We start from the raw sequence: 17649 nt of genomic DNA on the forward strand, positions 1-17649 counted from the left end.
CCCGCGTCCTCCCTCAACGGCATCCTGCCGGGTGCAGGGCTCCCGGGATAGGCCGTTGCACGACTATGAGCTGCACGAGAGCGCCGAGCATCCCGGCTTCGTTCGGGCCCAGTCCGGCCGCTTCGCCGCGAAATGCTCGCGTCCAGGCTGTTCATCGAACGGCCTGCGCATCACGTCGAGCAGCGCGTGTACCTTCGAGTCATCGCCCGCGTGCGCGGCATCGATCGCCTCCTGGGCGAGCCAGTTGCGCAGGACGTACTTCGGATTCACCGCGTTCATGCGCCGCGCCAGCTCCGCCGGGGCCGCCTCCTCGCGCCGCGTTCGCTGCCACCAGGCCTTGAGCCACTCGACGCCCTTGGCCACATGGACCTCGGGAACCTCGCCGTAGAAGCTCTCGCGCACCACCGCTGGCAGCTCCGTGGGCGCCGTCTCCGCCGTCACCACCTGAGCCAGGCCCCGGAAGAAGCGGGTCATGTCCGTCTCCTCCGCCGCGAGCCACGCGAAGCAGCCGTTCATCAGCGCGAGGTCTTCCTCGTTCCGGAGAGAAGACAGCCCGAGCTTCGCTGCGAAGCGCCGCGTCGCCTCCTCCTCGAAGGCGCGCTGGTACTCGAGCAGCCCTGCCTCCACCAGGGACTCGTCTTCCTCGAAGAGCGGCATCAGCGCAGCGCCCAGCCGCTCGACGTTCCACAACCCGATGTTCGGCTGGTTGCCGAACCGGTAGCGCCGCTGCTCCGCGTCGGTCGTGTTGGGCGTCCACCCCGGGTTGAAGTCGTCAATCCACCCGTAAGGGCCGTAGTCGAGGGTGAGGCCGAGGATCGACATGTTGTCGGTGTTCATCACCCCATGAACGAACCCGACCGCCTGCCAGTGCGCGATGAGCCGCGCCGTGCGCCGGGCCACCTCGCGATAGAAGGCCGCGTACGTCTCCTTCGAAGGCGCGCCAAGCTCCGGGAAGAAGTGCGTCACCGTGTAGTCCGCGAGCTGCTTCAGCAGCTTCACGTCCCCTCGGCTCGTGCAGAGCTCGAAGTTGCCGAACCGGAGGAAGGTCGGCGCCACTCGACAGACAATGGCCCCCGGCTCGGCTTGGGGATTGCCGTCATAGAACATGTCCCGAATGACCGGCTCGCCCGTGGCGACCAGCGACAGCGCCCGCGTCGTGGGCACACCAAGGTGGTGCATCGCCTCGCTGCACAGGAACTCGCGAATGGACGAGCGCAGCACCGCGCGCCCATCGGCGCGGCGTGAGTAGGGCGTGGGCCCCGCGCCCTTCAGCTGCAGCTCATGACGCGTCCCGTCAGGCGCCACCCGCTCGCCCAGGACGATGGCACGGCCGTCCCCCAGCTGCCCGGCCCAGTGGCCGAACTGGTGCCCGCCGTAGTTGGCGGCGTACGGCACCATGCCCGGCCAGAGCGCGTTGCCGGCCAGCACCTGCACCGTCTCGGCGGATTGCATGGTGGCCTCGTCCAGACCGAGCTGCCGGGCCACCTCGGGAGACCAGGCGACCATCCGCGGCGCGGACACGGGCGTCGGCGCCACCTTCGACCACAGCGCGCCGTGAACCTGGCGCCGGTGGGGCTCGCTGAGGAGATCTCCAGGGGTGGAATCAACAAAGCGGGAGAGAAACGAAAGCATGTAGACTCAGATGCTCCAGCGACACCGGTGATGCGGGGTGCCGCACCGGGCTTTCACGCGGTTCTGACGCTCCCTCGCCCATCTGGCAAGCGGCTTGCGACCCCAGAACCCGATCGCGCCACGCTTCACAGCGGTGCCAGGAACTGGCGGATGTGCGTGAGCACCTGCTTGATCTTGGGAATTTCCGAGAGGGCCTCGGGCACGCTGATGCGAACCGGGCGCTCGCGCCCCACCAGGTCGGGCAGCACGGGTACCAAGAGGTCGGCGGGACTGCCGGGGTCGGGCAGCTCCACGGTGGGAACCAGGCCAATCCCCAGCCCCGCGATGCAGCAGGTGCGGATCAGATGGATGTCCGCGCTGATGAGCGCCGGCTGTACCGTGAAGACGGTGCCCCGAAGCGTGGGCCAGCTGCGCGGATCGCCTCCTGGCGTCTCCCACGAGAAGAGCTCGTGGCGTTGCAGCTCCTGCAACGAACTCGGAGTCCCCTTCTGTTGCAGGTAGTCCTTACTGGCGATCAGCCCCTCTCGCACGCGCAGCACCACCTGCGAGAGCCAGGGTCCCCTCGGGGTGTCCTCTCCGAAGTGAACCGCCATGTCCACGTTGTCCAGCGGCTCGCCCAGCGGGTCGTCGCTGGCACGGGCGTGAACGCTCAGCCGAGGATAGGAGGCCCGCAGCAGCCCGAAGAGCGGCGCGACCAGGTGCGGCGGCAGTCCCACGGGCATCACCACCCGGAGCACTCCCGACGGGTCCTGGCCCACCTCGCGGAGGGAGGCCAGCAGCGCGCTCGTCTCCTGCATCATGACCCGCCCGCGCTGGGCGAGCGCATCACCCGCTTCGGTCAGGAGGATGCCATGGGGGGTGCTCTTGAGGAGCGGCACGCCGACGCGCGCCTCGAGCGCCTCGACCCGGCGCCTCAGCGTCGTGCGCGAGACGCCCAGGGACTCGGCGGCGGCCAGGAACGAGCCCGTCTCCACGACGTCGAGAAAAGCACGCAACTCTTCCAGATCCATGCTCGTGCCTCTCTCCCCGGGGTGGCCGCGCAACGGCCACCGTATGTCCGTCTTCGGCCATCGTCCACGCGCCGCGCCGGCTACGAAAGAGGCCTCCAACTGCAAGGTGGAACGCCCCATGCGCATGCCCGCTGCCCTCGCCCTCCCTCTCGCGCTGTTCACGCTTCCCGCCTGGGCCAAGGATCCTGCCCAGGGGGCGACGACCTTCACGGTCTATGAAGCCTACATGAGCCCCGCCCAGGAGCCGGGCGAGGAGTCCGAGGTCCCCAAGCTGCTGGAGAAGAGCCTCGGGGGCACGGCTCCCGCGACGCCCCGCGAGAGCCGCAAGTCCCGGGGCTATGGGCAGATCCGGTTCGCCAAGGACCTGAGCAAGGCCTACGTCGATGTCGAGATCCAGGGAGTGAACGCAACCGACATCGTCATGTTCCACATCCACTGCGGCCCTCCGGGCGTCCTGGGCCCCATCATCGTGGACTTCGGAGACCACGAGAGCCCCGCGAAGAAGCTCGCCACCGGCAAGTTCTCCATGGAGCTCACCAACAAGAATGTCGTCTTCGTCAAGGACATGCCCAAGGGGCTCAAGCCCACGCTGCCCGAGGGTTGCCCCTCCGAGCTGGGCTTCCTGAGCCAGGCCAAGACGCTGGCCGGGCTCGAGTACCTGGCGAAGAAGGGGGTGCTCTACTTCAACCTCCACACCAAGGCGCACACCTACTACGGAGAGATGCGCGGGCAGATCTACCCCGCGCAGGAGAAGTAGGGCTCGCCTACAGCTCACGCATGGGCGCGAACGGTCGACTCCTGATGCTCCGGGAGCTCGGCGAAGGACTCCAAGCCTTCCAGCAACGAGCCCGTGTCCGGGCGCAGGTATTCCGTCAGCAGGTCGTCGCCAAGGCGAGCGTGCGCGAACGGGTGCAGTTGGAAGGCCGTTCCCTGAGCGGTGGCAAGGCCCAGACGATGCCGCTGACCTCCTCCGATCTTCGGCGCCGTGAAGACATGGGCGAGATCGATCAGGTCGGCCGTGGCCAACGCGGAGAGCAAGCGCGGACCGCCCTCCACCAGGACGCTGTGTAGGGGGCGCCCTACCCGCTCGGCAACGAGCGGATCCGATAACGCCTCATACAGGCCCAGGATGGGGGACTTCCCTTCCGGGAGCGGAACGCCGTGGACGTGCTCCATGCCCGGAGCCGAGAGCCGCGCGTTCTCCAGCACCGCATTGCTCGTCAGCAGGACCGTAGGCGTCTCTGGAGAGAAGGTGCGCTGCAGCAGGACCCGCCACTGCGCCTCGGGACAGGAGAGGATGCGCCCCCGGGGATCGAACAGCACCCGGACCGGCTGCCGGTGATGAGGCCCTCGGCACGAGCGCACCGTGAGCGTCGGATGATCGGCCAGCACCGTGCCCGCCCCCACGAGGATGGCGTCGTACTTCTGGCGGAGCCAGTGTGCGTACGCGCGGGACTCCTCACCGGAGATCCACTGGGTGTGCCCGTCGTCGTAGGCGAGCTGCCCATCGAGGGTCTGCGCCCACTTGGCCGCCATCAGCGGACGCTTCGCGAGTTGCCAGAAGAGGAACGGCAGGTGCCAGGCGATCAGCTCGTCGCGCAGCACCCCGAGCCGCAGCTCCACGCCGGCCTGCCGCACGCGTCGCAGCCCGCCCCCCGCCACCAGCGGGTTCGGATCCGCCAGCCCGACGACACAGCGGGCGAAGCCGCAGCTCTCCACCAGCTCCACGCAGGGCGGCTGTCGGCCTGTATGCGAGCAGGGCTCCAGCGTCACGTAGATCGTCGCCCCACGCAGCACGGAGCGATCCGCCACACTCTGGATGGCGACCCGCTCGGCATGCCGGCCGCCATGCACCTCCGTCGCTCCCTCGGCGATGACCCGACCGTCCTTGACGATGACACAGCCCACCGTGGGGTTCGGGTTGCTGCGGCCATTGCCTGACATGGCCCGCTCCAGCGCCAGCTGCATCCACCGCTCGTCCTCATCTCGCTGCGGAGCGCCCACGGGCTCCGCGCGGTGCTGGAGCCCGCTCGGCAGCGTGCGGGAGAGCAGCCCTCCGCCGCCAAAGCCCCTGCGCAGGGAGATCATGGATGCGCCTCCATGACGGCCGCCGCCGCCACCCTCCGGACCGAGGACACCCCCACCTCGTAGAGCTGCCCGTCGTACGAGCTGGCGGTGAACCGGCCGGGCTCGCGCGCCGCCGCGACGTTGGAGATCCCCGCGGCCGTCGGGCGGGTGAAGCGCACCCAGCGGCGCTGCTCGACGTCGAAGATGGCCACCGAGCCGGCGTAGTCCCCCGTGGCGATCCACCGCCCATCCGAGGACGCGGCGATGCACTTGATGGAGTGCCGGTGCGGCGACTCGAACGCCTCCGCCTTCCCGCCCGTCCACAGCCGGAGCTTGCGGTCCCGGCTGATGCTGGCGAAGCGGCCATCCGGGAGCGCGGCGCACCCATTGGCGATCCGATCGTGCGCCTTGTCGATCCGGCGCATCAGGCCGAAGTCCGACAGCCGGTGCATGGCGGCGGCGCCAGTGGCGCAGACGGAGAAGAGGATGCCCTGGGAGCAGGCGACGCCCTTGATGGCATTCTCATGGAGGGACACGGTCGCCACGTACACGATGTCCTGCCCCTCCCGGCGGAAGACGAGCCCCTCTCCGGTATAGGCGCCGATGACGGCGTGCGGGACACCGTCCTTGATGAAGGTGGCGCCGCAGTTCAGGGGCGAGCGGTGTTGGTAGATGCACTTGCCGCTGACCGCATCGAACACCCGGCCCATCTGTCCCCCCGTGAGGACGGAGGAGCCAAAGGGCAGCAGGAAGTTGCAGAGACTGCCGAGCTCGGAGATCGGCTTCCCATCCTTGAAGGCCACGCCGGCATCCCCGATGGCGTAGGTGCTGCCATGCGCATGCGCCACCGCGTTCAGGCTGATGTCCGGGTCGATGCCGCCCGTGTCCCAGGTGTCGCTGGCGTAGTCATAGAGCGCATAGGTGGACCCGAAGGTGCCGAAGGCGAGCTTGGACTCACCGAAGAACGCACAGGAGCGGGGCCAGACGATGCTGGGGAACTCGGAGACGCGCAGCCGCCGCAGCGTCCCCTCCTCGTAGGCCCAGATCATCACGTTGCGGTCATAGCTCAGGCTGACCAATTGTCCCCGGTTGTAGACCAGCCGCTTGATGCCCGCCGCGTGGGCCGGGATGCGACGAATTCCTTCCTTGGCCAGGAGCAGGATCTCTCCGTTGTCATTGCCGGCGAACACCATCCCATCCTCGGCGATGGCGATCGTGTCGGTCTCCACATCGCCCAGATCGATCGTCTCCAGCAGTTGACCGGTCCGCGCGTCCCAGCGGCGGATCGTCCCATCGTCGCTGCTGGAGATCACCCGATCGCTGTCACGCTCCCAGCTCACGGAGATGACATCCGACTCGTGGCCGTGCATCTCGGCGCGAAGCTGGCCATCGATCGAGAACACGCGCACGGTGTGGTCCCGTGAGCACGTCGCCACCAGGTCCCCACGCGCGTTGAAGGCCGCCATCTCCACGTCATCCTGGTGGTGGCTCAGCACGGCCCGCAACTTCATATAGGGCAATTCCCAGACACGCGCCGTGTGGTCGCTGCTCGAGCTGACCAGATATCGGCCACACGGGCTGAAGGCACACTGGTTGGCCAGGTGATCGTGATAGGCGCGAGCGATGGGCGTCCGGGAAAGTCCCTCCCAGAGGATGAGTTGGTTGTCATAACCAGCGGTCGCGATGTACTTGTCTTGATAGGCGGATACACCGCTGATGGGGCCGAGGTGCTTCATGGCGTGTGATTTCCTTTCCTCGAACATCAGCGAAGTTTGAGATTGTGATTGGCGCGTGTGACTTTCGCCTCGAGATATCGCTCGTTGTGCGCCGTCAGGTAGATGCCGGTGGACACCTGCTCCACGATGGAGATGCCATGCGCGGTCAACTGCTCCGCCTTGTCCGGGTTGTTGGACAGGAGCCGGATCCGCCGCACGTCGAGCGCGGCCAACATGTCGGCGGCGCATGAGTAGCTCCGCAGATCGTCCTCGAAGTTGAGGTGCCGGTTGGCCTCGAAGGTGTCCATGCCCTGCGTCTGGAGGTGGTACGCGTCCATCTTCGCGTAGAGCCCGATGCCCCGGCCCTCCTGGCGCAGATAGACGAGGTAGCCACCCTCGGAGTTGATCCGGAAGAGCGCCTCGCGCAGCTGCGCGCCGCAGTCGCACCGCTGGGAGCCAAAGACGTCCCCCGTCATGCACTCGGAGTGGAGCCGGACCAGCGGCACCCGCCCGGGCACCTCCGGCCCCAGCTGCACCACGAAGTGCTCCTTGCCGTCGGGCAGGTTGTGGAAGGTATAGAAGACGCCTCGGGAGTACCCATCGAGGATGGGAATGGGAACATCCCGCCGTACGGTGACGACAGGCTTGGAGTCCAGAGCTTCCGAGATGTACCGAGGCTGATTGAGCATGAGTGTGCGACCCGTGGGTTGGCGCGAACGAAAGTTGATCCGCGCGGGGATGGCGTCGATCCGGCCGGAAGGAGTCGACCTCCTCGGCGTGTGACGCGGGAGCACCAGCGCCCGTCGCTCCGCTCAGCAGTCAGGTTCCCCAGGGTCCGCCCCGCCGCCCGATGACCGGGCAGGCTCCTCCGCGAAACCGTCACGCTCCGCGGGCTTCGTCACATGTTTTTTGGCCCCCCTCCATTTCATGGAACGCGGTGATGCCCGGAGCCAAGTACCTCATGACCCCCCAAGAGACGCTGAAGGTCTCCATCATCGTAGGAAGCCACCGTCCCCAGTCGCAGTCGGCGAAGGTGGGGCACTTCTTCCGGCGCCTGTTCCTGCGTGGCGGCATGGGCCGCGAGGCCTTCCTCCATGATCTGGCGGAGACCCCGCTGCCCTTCTGGGACGAGGGCGTCTGGAGCGGTACCGAGCAGTGGAGCCGCACGTGGGAGCCCGTCTCCCAGGAATTGGCGCGCTCGGATGGGCTCGTCCTCGTGACGCCCGAGTGGGGCGGCATGGCCACTCCGGCCCTCAAGAACTTCTTGTTGCTGTGCAGCAACGGCGTGGTGCGCCACCGCCCCGTGCTCATCGTCTCGGTGTCCGCCTCACGCGGCGGCACCTACCCCATCGCCGAGCTGCGCATGGCGAGTGGAAAGAATTCGCACCTGTGCTTCATCCCCGAGCACATCATCGTCCGGCAAGTCACGCAGGTGCTCAATGATGACGAAGCACCCGCCAATGACGAGGACGCCTATCTGCGCGGCCGGCTCGTGTACGCGATGAACATGCTCGTCGAGTACTCCCGGGCGCTGCGGCACGTCCGCACCAGCCCGGTGATGCAGGAGCAGCGCTTCCGCTACGGCATGTGAGTTCAGATCCCCTTCAAGGGTTGGCCGTAGGTGAACTCCACCACGTGCCCATCCGGATCCCGGACCTGCAGGAAATGGCCCACGGGAGCCGGTGCCTCACGCAGCGCCGAGACAGTGATGGCGCCCGCGCGGCTCGCGATTTCCTTTAATTGTGAGAGGGATTCCACCTGGAATCCGAGATGGTTGAAAGGATTTACAACCTTGTCGACGGTCAACACCAGGACGAACACGGGCGGCTCGGAGCGCGATGCTCGCGGCGCCAGCCACACCGTGTCGTTCCCGGGGCGCCGGTCGAGCACGAGCTGCATGTCGCACCAGGACTCATAAAACGCAATGGACTTAGAAAGGTCCGTCACAATCAGCGTGAGATGAGTCAAATAGATAGACGGTTTTGAAGATGAATTATCAGACATTTTCGCAACCCTGACAGCGAGAACGACAGCCTCGGACAGCTTCATGAGTGTCCTCGCGAAAGTCAACGCGTTGCATGACGAGCTTCGACGTACTGAACGTCGATGACCAGGCGCCACATGGTGTGGACCTGGAGAACCAAGCAGCACCAGGAGACAGTAGCCATGAACAAGACGAACACCACCGCCCAGACCACCAACAGCCAGGAGCTGCGCGCCCCCGATTCCTTCAACGTCGAGGTGAAGAGCGGCATCAAGGCGGGTCGCGGCGGCGCCGTGCTCGTGGCCGAGCCGGCCTGAGTGTCCACACCCCAGCGGCGGAGCGGGGCACCTGCCCCGCTCCGCTGCTGTTTTTCTCTGCACGGAGGTGGGTCTTCATGTCGTCGTTGCACTTTCAGCTCATGCCCATTCCCGCCGGTGAGTTCCAGATGGGCTCGACCGCGGTGGAAGTCGACCGGGCCGTGGAACGCTGGCAGGACCACCTCATCGACCCTGACTACAAGCCCGTCTTCCGGCGCTGGCTCGAGAAGGAGAGCCCGGCCCACCGCGTGGCCGTCGAGGCCTTCCACCTCGCCCGCTTCCCGGTCACCAACGGCCAGTACCGCGCCTTCGTGGAGCACACGGGGCATGCACCGTCCCGCTCGCTGCGAGAGCGCCTTCCGGATGACCACCCCGTCTGGGGCCTCTCCGGCGCCGACATCGAGGCGTTCCTGAGCTGGGCCCGCGATCTGACGGGCATGGCCCTGCGCCTGCCCACCGAGGCCGAGTGGGAGTACGCGGCGCGAGGGCCGAAGCACCTCGAGTACCCCTTCGGAAACGAGTTCGACTCCCAACGGTGCAACACCCACGAGTCGGGGCTCGGCACCACCACCAGCGTGTTCCGCTATGCGGACTACCCCTCGCCCTTCGGCGTCTGCGACATGGCCGGCAACGTCGAGGAGTGGACCGCCTCGCCCTATGCCCCCTACCCCGGGGGAGATTTCATCCAAGACAACCTGACCGAGGCCCTGGGGCAACAGTACGCGGTGCTCCGTGGCGGGTCCGCCGAGTGCGGAGGCGATCTCACCCGCTGCGCGCGCCGGCATGGGCCCCACCCCCGCTTCGAGCTGATCGGCTTCCGGCTGGCCTTCTAATCCCTCTCAAAGACTCTCAAACGATTTCACCTCTGGAGAATGCGGATGAATTACCTGCGCAAGATTTCGGCCTTCGCTGTGGACCCCACCGAGCAGTATGTGTTCGCGGCGACGATCGGAGGGCAGCTCTTCTCCGTGCATGTGGATGACTTCACCATTGACTCGGAGGTGCAGTCTCACACCGCCGGCATCGAGGCGGTGGCGGTACACCCGACGCTGCCGTACCTGGCCACGCTCGGCGTCGACTACAAGGTGGTGCTGTGGGATCGCGAGGATCCGCGCCGCCTCCGCAAGCTCCAGACCGTCAACCTGCGCGATATCCAGTCGGACGAGTACAACTACTCCACCCAGCTTCCCCTCTCCTGCCCGCTCGCGTTCCACCCCACGGAGCGCAAGCTCCTCACGCACAACCCCAACGGCGCGCTGACGGAGATCGCCTTCGATGAAGCGCGCTCCGAGTCGCTGTGGGCGGTGGGGCTCTTCCAGGAAGCGGATGGCATGGCCTACGACGTGGACTACGTCCGCTACCTGGTCGGCTCCGACCTCATCTTCTGCTCGACGTTCGGCGGGCACGTGGCTGTCGTCGATCCCCGCAAGCCGCAGGAGCCGCTCGTGCGCTGGCGGTACGACAAGCGGACCATCCACTGCGCCGCGCACGTGGAGGGCACCGACTACCTGCTCGCCAGCGACACGCGCCGAGTCATCCGCTTCGATGCCAGCGGGAAGAAGCAGCCGCTCGTGGGCCCTCCGGTGGTCCGCGACCACCTGGAGCAGGTGTCCCTCAACAAGGTGTCGGGCCGCGCGCTGGTCTCCAGCTTCGACCGCACCGTGGTGGAGATCGACCCCGTCACCTGCGAGCGCAAGCGTGTCGTCCTCGAGACGCCCTTCAAGCTGCGGTGGATCCACAACTTCGAGCGGGATCCGGATCAGGTGGTGGTGCAGTGCCGCAACGGCGCGCTGTACCGGGCGGATCTGAGCCGCAAGCGGCCCATCGGCGTCATCAAGCACACGCCCAACGCCCTGTGGACGGGGGCGCGCGTGAGCTCGCGCGAGCTCGTCATCGCGGGCGAGGGGCCCGAGCAGCTCCGGGTGCGCGTGGAGGAGGCCAACCCCGCCACGATGGAGACGCGCCTGTCCGCCAAGTGGGAGACGCTCCCCGCCTCCCGAGGCTCCTACGCCAAGCGCATGGTGCGCCACGAGCCGACCCGGTCCCTGGTGCAGGCGCGCTCCGATGGGAACATCCTCGTCATCCGCGAGGGCGTGACGCGGCCCCTGGTCCGGCTGCCGTCGCCGCTCCGGGACATCGCCGCCGCGCCCGAGGGGAACGATCTGTTCGCCATCACCGAGGACGGGCGCGCCTACCGCATCGACCTGGAGACGGGCCGGATCGCAGCCGAGTACTTCACCGGCGAGGAGCCCCTCTGGTCGCTCGCCTACAACCCCGAGCGCCGGCTGCTGGCCGTCTGCGAGCGGCAGGGCCAGCTGACGATCCTCCGGGCGGAGGACCTCTCGGTGGCGCTCAACGTCCAGGACTCGTGGGCTCCGAAGCGGATGGCCTGGCGCGACGCGGACCGGCTGCTCGTGGGGCGCGGCGCGGAGCTGTACCAGCTCAACGTGGCCACCGGCGCGATGGAGCAGGCCATCCCCCGCATCGGCAACACCATCGAGGACTTCGCCTGGGACGACGAGCGCCGCTACCTCGCGCTCTGCACGTACCTGCGCCGCATCTACGTCTTCGACTTCAAGACGTTCCGCGAGCTGTCCTCCACGGGCTTCGATCTCGACTTCCCCAAGGGCGTGCTCTGGCTCCCCCGGGATCGCGCGGATGGCGCGCACCCGTATGAGTTCCTCGCCTTCGGGCGCTCCGGCGTCGTCCGGCGCTACTGGGTCCACGACGACTACCTGCACCAGATGGGCGTGGTGGAGATCCCGCCGTCCACGCCGATCCACGACGACTCGGGGGTGCGAGTGCCCGACGTAGCCCAGGTAGCCGCCCGCTAGGAACCGCCCATGTCCTACGACTTCCGCGACTCGCTCAGTGCCCTCGAGGACCGTGGCCGCCACACGGTGGCCATTGGCACCGTGTTGGTGGTGCTGGCCATCTGGAGCGCCTGGCTGGTGCTGGGCCGGGTGTCCCTCTATGTCACCAGCAGCTCGTCGCGCATCGAGGTCGCGGGGGCCGCCTTCCCCGTGGAGCCCACGGTCCCCGGGAGGGTCGTCTCCTCCTCCCTCCAGCTCGGCCAGCGCGTCCGCAAGGGCGACGTGCTCGTCCGGCTGGAGGCGCGGGAGCAGGAGTACCTGCTGAATGAGCAGAAGGCCCGGCGGGAGGCCCTGGAGCAGGAGCTGGCGGCGCTGGGCACGCAGCTCGAGGCCGAGAACAAGGCCCTGGAGGGCGTCCGTCAGCTCGCCGACGCGTCCCGGGGTGAGTCCTCCGCGCGCAGGCAGGAGGCCGCGATCGCCGCGCAGGAGGCCGCCAAGGAGGCCGAGCGACTCCAGCCGCTGCTGGAGAAGCGCTTCATCTCGGCGGCCGAGTACGAGGCGAAGGTCCACGCGGCGGGTCGCCAGCGGGCCTCGAGCCGGGCGGCGGGGTTCTCCTCGGAGCGCAGCTCCGCCGAGATGCGAGTGAGCGAGGGAGACCGCATCGCGCGGATCGCCGAGCTCGAGCGGCAGAGCAGCAACCTCCTGGGGGAGCGCAACGCGCTGGACGCCGCGATTCCGCGCCTCCAGGCCGAGCTCGACAAGCGCGTCATCGTCGCCCCCGCGGACGGCACCATCGGGAGCGTCATGGCGATTCAGCAGGGCATGAACCTGACCGCCGGGCAGCGGCTGGCGACGGTGGTCCCCGAGGGAGGAGACCTGCAGATCGTCGCCTACCTGCCCGCCCCCGAGGCCCTGGGCCGGGTGCGCGAGGGACAGCAGGCCCGGCTGCGGCTGGATGGTTTCCCGTGGACCCAGTACGGCGCCATCGAGGCTCGGGTGGTGCGGGTCGCGGAGGAGGACAGCGAGGGGAAGATCCGCGTCGAGCTGGGCTCCCTCTCCGAGTCGGTCCGCACGGTGGCGCTCAAGCACGGCCTGACCGGCAGCCTCGAAGTGCAGGTCGATCGCCTCTCGCCCCTCTCTCTCGTCTTCCGCCGGCTCGCCGGCTCCGTGGGTTGATTTCATGAGTACGGACACCGCTCGCCTTCGGGCGAACACGACGGCTCTCGCCTCGCGAGCGACCGAGGAGCGCGCGGCGCGCCGCCAGGGGAAGCGGGCGGATCGCCTCCCCGCGCCCGCGCGTGAGCCCTCCCGCAAGCCCCAGGCGAAGCGGTTCCTCGCGCCGGAGGTCATCCAGTCCTCCGCGATGGACTGCGGACCGGCGGTGCTCAAGGCGCTGCTCGGGGGCTTCCACCTGCCGGTGCATTACGGGCGCCTCCGGGAGGCGTGCAAGACGTCGGTGGATGGCACCTCCATCGACACGCTGGAGGAGCTGGCGCGCGCGTTCGGGCTGGAGGCCGTGCAGACGGTGGTGCCCGTGGACCACGCACTCATCCCCGAGGCGCGTGCCCTCCCCGCGATCGCGGTGGTGGCCCGCCCGCGCCTGGGCAACCACTTCGTGCTGCTGTGGAACCGGGTCGGCCCCTACGTCCAGGTGATGGATCCCGCGGCCGGGCGGCGCTGGGTGCGGTGGGAGACGATCGCGCCCACGCTGCTGCGGTACACGACGACCATCCCCGCGAGCGCGTGGCGCGCCTGGGCCGGCAGTCCCACTTTCCTGCGGCCCTTGGAGGCCCGGCTGCGCGCGCTCGGCGTCTCACCGGGTCAGGCGCAGGCGCTGATCGATCAGGCCCGAAGCCAGGGTGATTGGTCCGCCATGGGAGCGCTCGATGCCGCCACGCGCTTCTGCGCGTCGCTGCGGGAAGCCGGCATCAAGGTGGACTCCGCCGAGGAGACTCTCCGCACCCTCGTGGAGGCGGTCCACGCGTCCTTCGAGCAGCGCTTCGAGCTGCTGCCGCGCCACTGCTGGTCGGTGGATGCGAAGGCCCCGGATGCCGACTCCGTCACGCTCACGGGGGTCCTGGTGGTCTCGGCCCGGGCGCGGACGGGAGTCGCCCCCCAGGAGCAGTCCCTGTCGCGGGAGCTGCAGCTGGCCCGGGAAGAGGACGAGGAGCACCCGGAGCGAGAGCTGGCGCGCTTCCTGTCGGACGAGCGCCGGATGAAGCTCGCCATGCTCTCGCTGGGTGCGCTCGTGGCACCGGTGGGGCTGCTGTGCCAGTCCGTCCTGCTGCGCCGGGTGCTCGATCTGGCGGCCGATCTCGGCCTCGGCTTCCAGCGCCTGGGGGCCTCGGTGCTGCTCGCGGGTTTCGTGGCCGTGCTCGCCGTGCTGGAGCTGCTGGTCCACGGAGGCGTGCTTCGGCTCGGCCGCGTGCTGGAGACGCGGCTGCGCATGGCCTTCCTCCAGAAGATTCCCCGCCTGCACGATCTCTATCTCCAGAGCCGGCTCAGCTCGGACATGGCCGAGCGCAGCCACATGATGCACATGGTGCGGACCATGCCTTCGCTCCTCTTCACCGGGACGCGAGCGCTGGTGGGCATGCTCGCGACCGTGGTGGCCATCGGGCTGGTGGATCCCCGGCTGTGGGGCTGGGCCCTGCTCCTCGGAGTCCTCTGCGTGGGGCTGCCGCTCGCGTTCCGTCGGCGGATGACCGAGCAGGATCTCCGTGCCCGCACCCAGCTGGGCGGGCTGTCGCGCACCTACCTCGACTCGCTGCAGGGCGCCGTTCCCCTTCGCTCCCACGGCGCCGAGGATGCGCTCGGGCGGGAGCATGAGGTGCTGCTCACGGGCTGGATGCGCAGCAGCCTCCAGCTCCTGCGCTCGATGGTGACGATGCGCACGGCGCAGGCCGTGGTGGGCGCGGGGCTGAGCATCACGCTGCTCACCCTGCACCTCGACAACCGGGGCCTCACGGGAGGTGTCCTGCTCATCGCCTGGTGGATCATGAGCCTGCCGGAGTATGCCCAGCAGTTGGCGACGGCGCTCCAGCAGTACCCGGCGAGCCGGAACATCGCGCTGCGGTGCTTCGAGCCGCTCGGCGCGCCCGAGGTCGAGCCCCGGCCCGCGGTGCTCCGCGCCCTGCCCTCGAACACCTCCGCGGCCGAGGGAGCCCACATCTCGATGCGCGGCGTCTCGGTGGACGTGTCCGGGCACGGGATCCTCCACGGCCTCGACCTGGACATCCGGCCCGGCAGCCATGTCGCCATCGTGGGCCGCTCCGGCGCGGGCAAGTCCACCCTGCTGGGGTTGCTGCTCGGGTGGTATCGGCCGTCAGGCGGGACGCTCCAGGTCGATGGCGAGGACTTCGAGCGCCTGGACATCGAGACCCTGCGCCGCCAGACGGCGTGGGTGGACCCCACGGTGCGGCTCTGGAACCAGACGATCGCGAGCAACCTCACGTACGGCCAGGAGCGGGTACGCAGTGGAGACCTCAGCCACGCGCTCGCGGCGTCCGAGCTGGACTCGGTGCTGGAGCGACTGCCAGAGGGGTTGCAGACCTCCGCGGGCGAGGGCGGCATCCGACTGTCCGGCGGTGAGGGGCAGCGAGTGCGCTTCGCCCGGGCGCTGCTGCGCAAGGGAGTCCGCCTGGCGCTGCTCGATGAGCCCTTCCGAGGACTCGACCGGGGAGCACGCCGGCGACTGCTGGAGCGCGCGCGGATCCACTGGAAGGGCGCGACGTTGCTCTGCGTTACCCATGACGTGAGTGAGACGCGGGGTTTCGACGAGGTGCTGGTTGTCGAGGAGGGTCGTCTCCTCGAGCGCGGGACACCCGAGGAGCTCCTGGCGAAGTCCGATTCGCGCTACCGCGCGCTCCTCCTTGGCGATGAACAGGCGCTCCGGCGCCTGCGCGAGGGCGAGGGCTGGCGGCGGTGGCGCGTGGAGTCTGGGAGGGTCGTCGAATGATCTCAGCGGTAGAGACCGAGCTGCCCGCCGCCTTCGTCGCGGCCTGGCCCTTGCGGCGGATGGGAGAGGCGCTCCAGCTGCTCGCGCGGCGCTCGGGGCTGGTGTCCGGCCCCCAGGAGCCGCTGGTCATGGAGCGGGAGCTGGAGGCGGGCGATGTCCACCGGCTCCAGCACTGGTTCCGCCACGCCGCGGACACGCTCCAAGTGCAGCTTCAGCCGACCAGCAGCCGCTATGCCGAGGTGGACCAGCTCGCCGCCCGGTGCGCCCCCGCCATCGTCCGGCTGAAGGCCCCCACCACGGACCACTACCGCTTCCTGGTCATTCTCCGGGCCAGCCGCAAGCAGCTCACCGTCCTGACTCCTGACTCGAAGGAGCTGACCCTGCCCGTGCAGGCGCTCCGCGAGGCGCGCTTCGCGGCCTTCGAGAAGCAGCTCGACGAGACGATCGCCCAACGCCTGGGCCCCCTCGCGAACCGCCTGCGCGCCTCGGAGCAGCAGGCCATGCGGCTGCGCGCGGAGTTCCGGCCCGACCTCACCCTGAGCAACTGCTGGCTGCTCCGTCCGCTGCCGGGCGCGACGCGGCTGCGCACGCTGCTACGGCGGGATCGGGTGCTCTCGAAGGTGGCGACGCTGGCCGTGGTGCATGCGGGCCTGGCGCTCGCCACGATCCTGGCCTGGGCAGTGCTCGGAAAGAGCGCGCTCGCTGGACACGGGGGCGATGGCTGGCACGTCGCGTGGGCGCTGCTCGTGCTCCAGCAGGTGCCCCTGCTGAGCCAGGGCGAGTACCTCCAGGGAGTGTTGGGGCTGCTGATGGGCAAGCAGTTCAAGCAGCACCTGCTCCGAGGCTCCTTCCGGATGAGCCCGGATGAGATCCGCAAGCACGGCAGTGGCTCGCTGCTGGCCTCGGTGTTCGAGAGCGAGGCGGTGGAATTGCTGGCGCTGGAGACGGGCTTCCAGTTGTTCGCCATTGCCGCCAACCTGGTGCTCGTGCCGCTCGTGCTGTCCTCGGGCGCGGCGCCCAAGTCACAGGTCTTCGTGTTCGCGGCCTTCGTCGTCCTCGCGGGGTTGCTCGCGTGGGTCCACTTGAAGGCCCGGCGGAGCTGGACGAACGCGCGGATGGGGCTCACGGACGATCTCATCGAGAAGATGGTGGGCCAGCGGACCCGCCTCGCCCAGCAGCCGCGCGAGCGCTGGCACCAGGGCGAGGACGAGCGGCTGCAGGACTACGTCCAGCGCTCCAAGCCGATGGACCGGGCCCGGTTGCTGCTCGTGTATGCCCCGCGAGCCTGGCTCGTGCTGTCGCTGGTGGTCCTGGGGCCCGCGATCATGAGCGGCGCCTCGGCCTCCCGCATCGCCACCAGCGTGGGCGGGACGCTGCTGGGCTGGCTCACGCTCCAGCAGTTGAGCGTGGGCGGACTGAGCCTGGGCGGAGCCGCCGTCGCCTGGAAGACCATCGCGCCGCTGTTCCGCGCCTCCCGGAGAGCGCCCACCCGGCGCGAGCGCGGCGGCATCGTGCTGGATCGGCCCTCCGCGAAGGGAGAGGTGGTGGTCCAGGCCAACGAGCTGCTGTTCCACCATCCCGCCGCGCCCTCCCCCACCCTCGCTGGCTGCTCCTTCCGCATCCACACCGGGGATCGGATCCTCCTGGAGGGGACCTCTGGAAGCGGAAAGACCACCCTGGCCTCGCTGCTCGCGGGCCTGCGACAGCCGGAGTCGGGCCTGCTGTTGCTGCGAGGTGTGGACCGCACCACCCTGGGAGACAAGGAGTTCCGCGAGCGCATCGTGCTGGTGCCGCAGTTCCACGAGAACCACATCTTCTCGGCGAGCCTGGCGTTCAACCTGCTCATGGGACGCAGGTGGCCGGCGGATGCGCCGGACTTCGCCGAGGCGGAGCAGGTATGCCGCGAGCTGGGCCTGGGAGAACTCCTGGACAGGATGCCGAGCGGGCTCCTGGAGATGGTGGGAGACGCGGGCTGGCAGCTCTCACACGGGGAGAAGAGCCGGGTGTTCCTCGCCCGCGCGCTCTTGCAGGACGCGGACGTGGTCATCCTCGACGAGAGCTTCGCTGCGCTGGACCCGGACACCCTGGAGCAGGCCATGGCATGCGTCCAGGCCCGCGCCCGGACGCTCATGCTCATCGCCCACCCCTGACAC

The 17649-nt window shown here is 68.8% G+C and carries 14 protein-coding genes; 8 read left to right on the forward strand and 6 right to left on the reverse strand.

Annotation, left to right across the window (positions count from 1 at the left end):
* Positions 1 to 63: 63 nt before the first annotated feature.
* Both SYV04_RS17130 and SYV04_RS17135 read right to left on the reverse strand, forming a co-directional pair.
* Complete coding sequence (locus SYV04_RS17130) at positions 64 to 1632, reverse strand: protein adenylyltransferase SelO (protein ID WP_321546869.1); 1569 nt, start codon at positions 1630 to 1632, stop codon at positions 64 to 66.
* 125 nt (positions 1633 to 1757) lie between these two features.
* Positions 1758 to 2642 (reverse strand): LysR family transcriptional regulator, encoded by an 885-nt coding sequence (locus SYV04_RS17135; RefSeq protein ID WP_321546870.1) that lies wholly within the window; start codon positions 2640 to 2642, stop codon positions 1758 to 1760.
* 118 nt (positions 2643 to 2760) lie between these two features.
* Between SYV04_RS17135 and SYV04_RS17140 the strand changes: the two genes are divergently transcribed.
* Positions 2761 to 3399 carry a CHRD domain-containing protein gene (locus SYV04_RS17140; RefSeq protein ID WP_321546871.1) on the forward strand — a complete coding sequence of 213 codons (639 nt, stop codon included), beginning with the start codon at positions 2761 to 2763 and terminating at the stop codon, positions 3397 to 3399.
* 14 nt (positions 3400 to 3413) lie between these two features.
* Here the strand turns inward: SYV04_RS17140 and ribD are convergent, their stop codons facing one another.
* From ribD to SYV04_RS17155, 3 genes are read right to left on the reverse strand one after another with little or no spacing between them, the layout of a single operon-like run.
* Complete coding sequence (ribD, locus tag SYV04_RS17145) at positions 3414 to 4730, reverse strand: bifunctional diaminohydroxyphosphoribosylaminopyrimidine deaminase/5-amino-6-(5-phosphoribosylamino)uracil reductase RibD (protein WP_321546872.1); 1317 nt, start codon at positions 4728 to 4730, stop codon at positions 3414 to 3416.
* The gene (locus SYV04_RS17150) at positions 4727 to 6445 is read right to left on the reverse strand and encodes a WD40 repeat domain-containing protein (protein ID WP_321546873.1); all 1719 of its coding nucleotides are present in this window, start codon (positions 6443 to 6445) and stop codon (positions 4727 to 4729) included. Before SYV04_RS17150 ends, ribD begins: the two co-directional genes overlap by 4 nt.
* A 26-nt stretch (positions 6446 to 6471) precedes the next feature.
* Complete coding sequence (locus SYV04_RS17155) at positions 6472 to 7113, reverse strand: GTP cyclohydrolase II (protein ID WP_321546874.1); 642 nt, start codon at positions 7111 to 7113, stop codon at positions 6472 to 6474.
* Positions 7114 to 7385: 272 nt separating this feature from the next.
* Here SYV04_RS17155 and SYV04_RS17160 point away from each other — a divergent pair, with 272 nt between their 5' ends.
* Positions 7386 to 8015 (forward strand): NADPH-dependent FMN reductase, encoded by a 630-nt coding sequence (locus tag SYV04_RS17160; protein WP_321546875.1) that lies wholly within the window; start codon positions 7386 to 7388, stop codon positions 8013 to 8015.
* Positions 8016 to 8017: 2 nt separating this feature from the next.
* On the opposite strand, the gene SYV04_RS17165 is transcribed toward SYV04_RS17160, so the two are convergent.
* Positions 8018 to 8473 carry a VOC family protein gene (locus SYV04_RS17165; RefSeq protein ID WP_321546876.1) on the reverse strand — a complete coding sequence of 152 codons (456 nt, stop codon included), beginning with the start codon at positions 8471 to 8473 and terminating at the stop codon, positions 8018 to 8020.
* Between the two features lie 117 nt (positions 8474 to 8590).
* Here SYV04_RS17165 and SYV04_RS17170 point away from each other — a divergent pair, with 117 nt between their 5' ends.
* From SYV04_RS17170 to SYV04_RS17195, 6 genes are all read left to right on the forward strand, one after another.
* Positions 8591 to 8725 carry a hypothetical protein gene (locus SYV04_RS17170; RefSeq protein WP_321546877.1) on the forward strand — a complete coding sequence of 45 codons (135 nt, stop codon included), beginning with the start codon at positions 8591 to 8593 and terminating at the stop codon, positions 8723 to 8725.
* Positions 8726 to 8802: 77 nt separating this feature from the next.
* Complete coding sequence (locus SYV04_RS17175) at positions 8803 to 9558, forward strand: formylglycine-generating enzyme family protein (RefSeq protein WP_321546878.1); 756 nt, start codon at positions 8803 to 8805, stop codon at positions 9556 to 9558.
* A 45-nt stretch (positions 9559 to 9603) separates the two neighbouring features.
* Positions 9604 to 11559, forward strand: coding sequence for a hypothetical protein (locus SYV04_RS17180; protein WP_321546879.1), 1956 nt, complete (start codon positions 9604 to 9606; stop codon positions 11557 to 11559).
* 9 nt (positions 11560 to 11568) lie between these two features.
* Positions 11569 to 12714: an HlyD family secretion protein gene (locus SYV04_RS17185; protein WP_321546880.1), complete on the forward strand. Its 1146-nt coding sequence runs from the start codon at positions 11569 to 11571 to the stop codon at positions 12712 to 12714.
* A 4-nt stretch (positions 12715 to 12718) separates the two neighbouring features.
* A complete protein-coding gene (locus SYV04_RS17190; RefSeq protein ID WP_321546881.1) occupies positions 12719 to 15496 on the forward strand; it encodes an ATP-binding cassette domain-containing protein in 2778 nt (925 codons plus the stop codon).
* On the forward strand, positions 15493 to 17646 hold the full coding sequence (locus SYV04_RS17195) for an ABC transporter ATP-binding protein (RefSeq protein WP_321546882.1): 2154 nt from the start codon (positions 15493 to 15495) through the stop codon (positions 17644 to 17646). The genes SYV04_RS17190 and SYV04_RS17195 overlap by 4 nt, the downstream gene beginning before the upstream one ends.
* Positions 17647 to 17649: the final 3 nt, after the last annotated feature.

This window comes from Hyalangium ruber, from assembly GCF_034259325.1.
GTDB classification, from domain to species: Bacteria; Myxococcota; Myxococcia; order Myxococcales; family Myxococcaceae; genus Hyalangium_A; species Hyalangium_A rubrum.

What these genes read in the sequence shown, in the direction of transcription:
- SYV04_RS17130 (WP_321546869.1), bottom strand. Translation starts at nt 1,632, where the DNA reads ATGCTTTCGTTTCTCTCCCGCTTTGTTGATTCCACCCCTGGAGATCTC.
- SYV04_RS17135 (WP_321546870.1), bottom strand. Translation starts at nt 2,642, where the DNA reads ATGGATCTGGAAGAGTTGCGTGCTTTTCTCGACGTCGTGGAGACGGGC.
- SYV04_RS17140 (WP_321546871.1), top strand. Translation starts at nt 2,761, where the DNA reads ATGCGCATGCCCGCTGCCCTCGCCCTCCCTCTCGCGCTGTTCACGCTT.
- ribD (WP_321546872.1), bottom strand. Translation starts at nt 4,730, where the DNA reads ATGATCTCCCTGCGCAGGGGCTTTGGCGGCGGAGGGCTGCTCTCCCGC.
- SYV04_RS17150 (WP_321546873.1), bottom strand. Translation starts at nt 6,445, where the DNA reads ATGAAGCACCTCGGCCCCATCAGCGGTGTATCCGCCTATCAAGACAAG.
- SYV04_RS17155 (WP_321546874.1), bottom strand. Translation starts at nt 7,113, where the DNA reads ATGCTCAATCAGCCTCGGTACATCTCGGAAGCTCTGGACTCCAAGCCT.
- SYV04_RS17160 (WP_321546875.1), top strand. Translation starts at nt 7,386, where the DNA reads ATGACCCCCCAAGAGACGCTGAAGGTCTCCATCATCGTAGGAAGCCAC.
- SYV04_RS17165 (WP_321546876.1), bottom strand. Translation starts at nt 8,473, where the DNA reads ATGAAGCTGTCCGAGGCTGTCGTTCTCGCTGTCAGGGTTGCGAAAATG.
- SYV04_RS17170 (WP_321546877.1), top strand. Translation starts at nt 8,591, where the DNA reads ATGAACAAGACGAACACCACCGCCCAGACCACCAACAGCCAGGAGCTG.
- SYV04_RS17175 (WP_321546878.1), top strand. Translation starts at nt 8,803, where the DNA reads ATGTCGTCGTTGCACTTTCAGCTCATGCCCATTCCCGCCGGTGAGTTC.
- SYV04_RS17180 (WP_321546879.1), top strand. Translation starts at nt 9,604, where the DNA reads ATGAATTACCTGCGCAAGATTTCGGCCTTCGCTGTGGACCCCACCGAG.
- SYV04_RS17185 (WP_321546880.1), top strand. Translation starts at nt 11,569, where the DNA reads ATGTCCTACGACTTCCGCGACTCGCTCAGTGCCCTCGAGGACCGTGGC.
- SYV04_RS17190 (WP_321546881.1), top strand. Translation starts at nt 12,719, where the DNA reads ATGAGTACGGACACCGCTCGCCTTCGGGCGAACACGACGGCTCTCGCC.
- SYV04_RS17195 (WP_321546882.1), top strand. Translation starts at nt 15,493, where the DNA reads ATGATCTCAGCGGTAGAGACCGAGCTGCCCGCCGCCTTCGTCGCGGCC.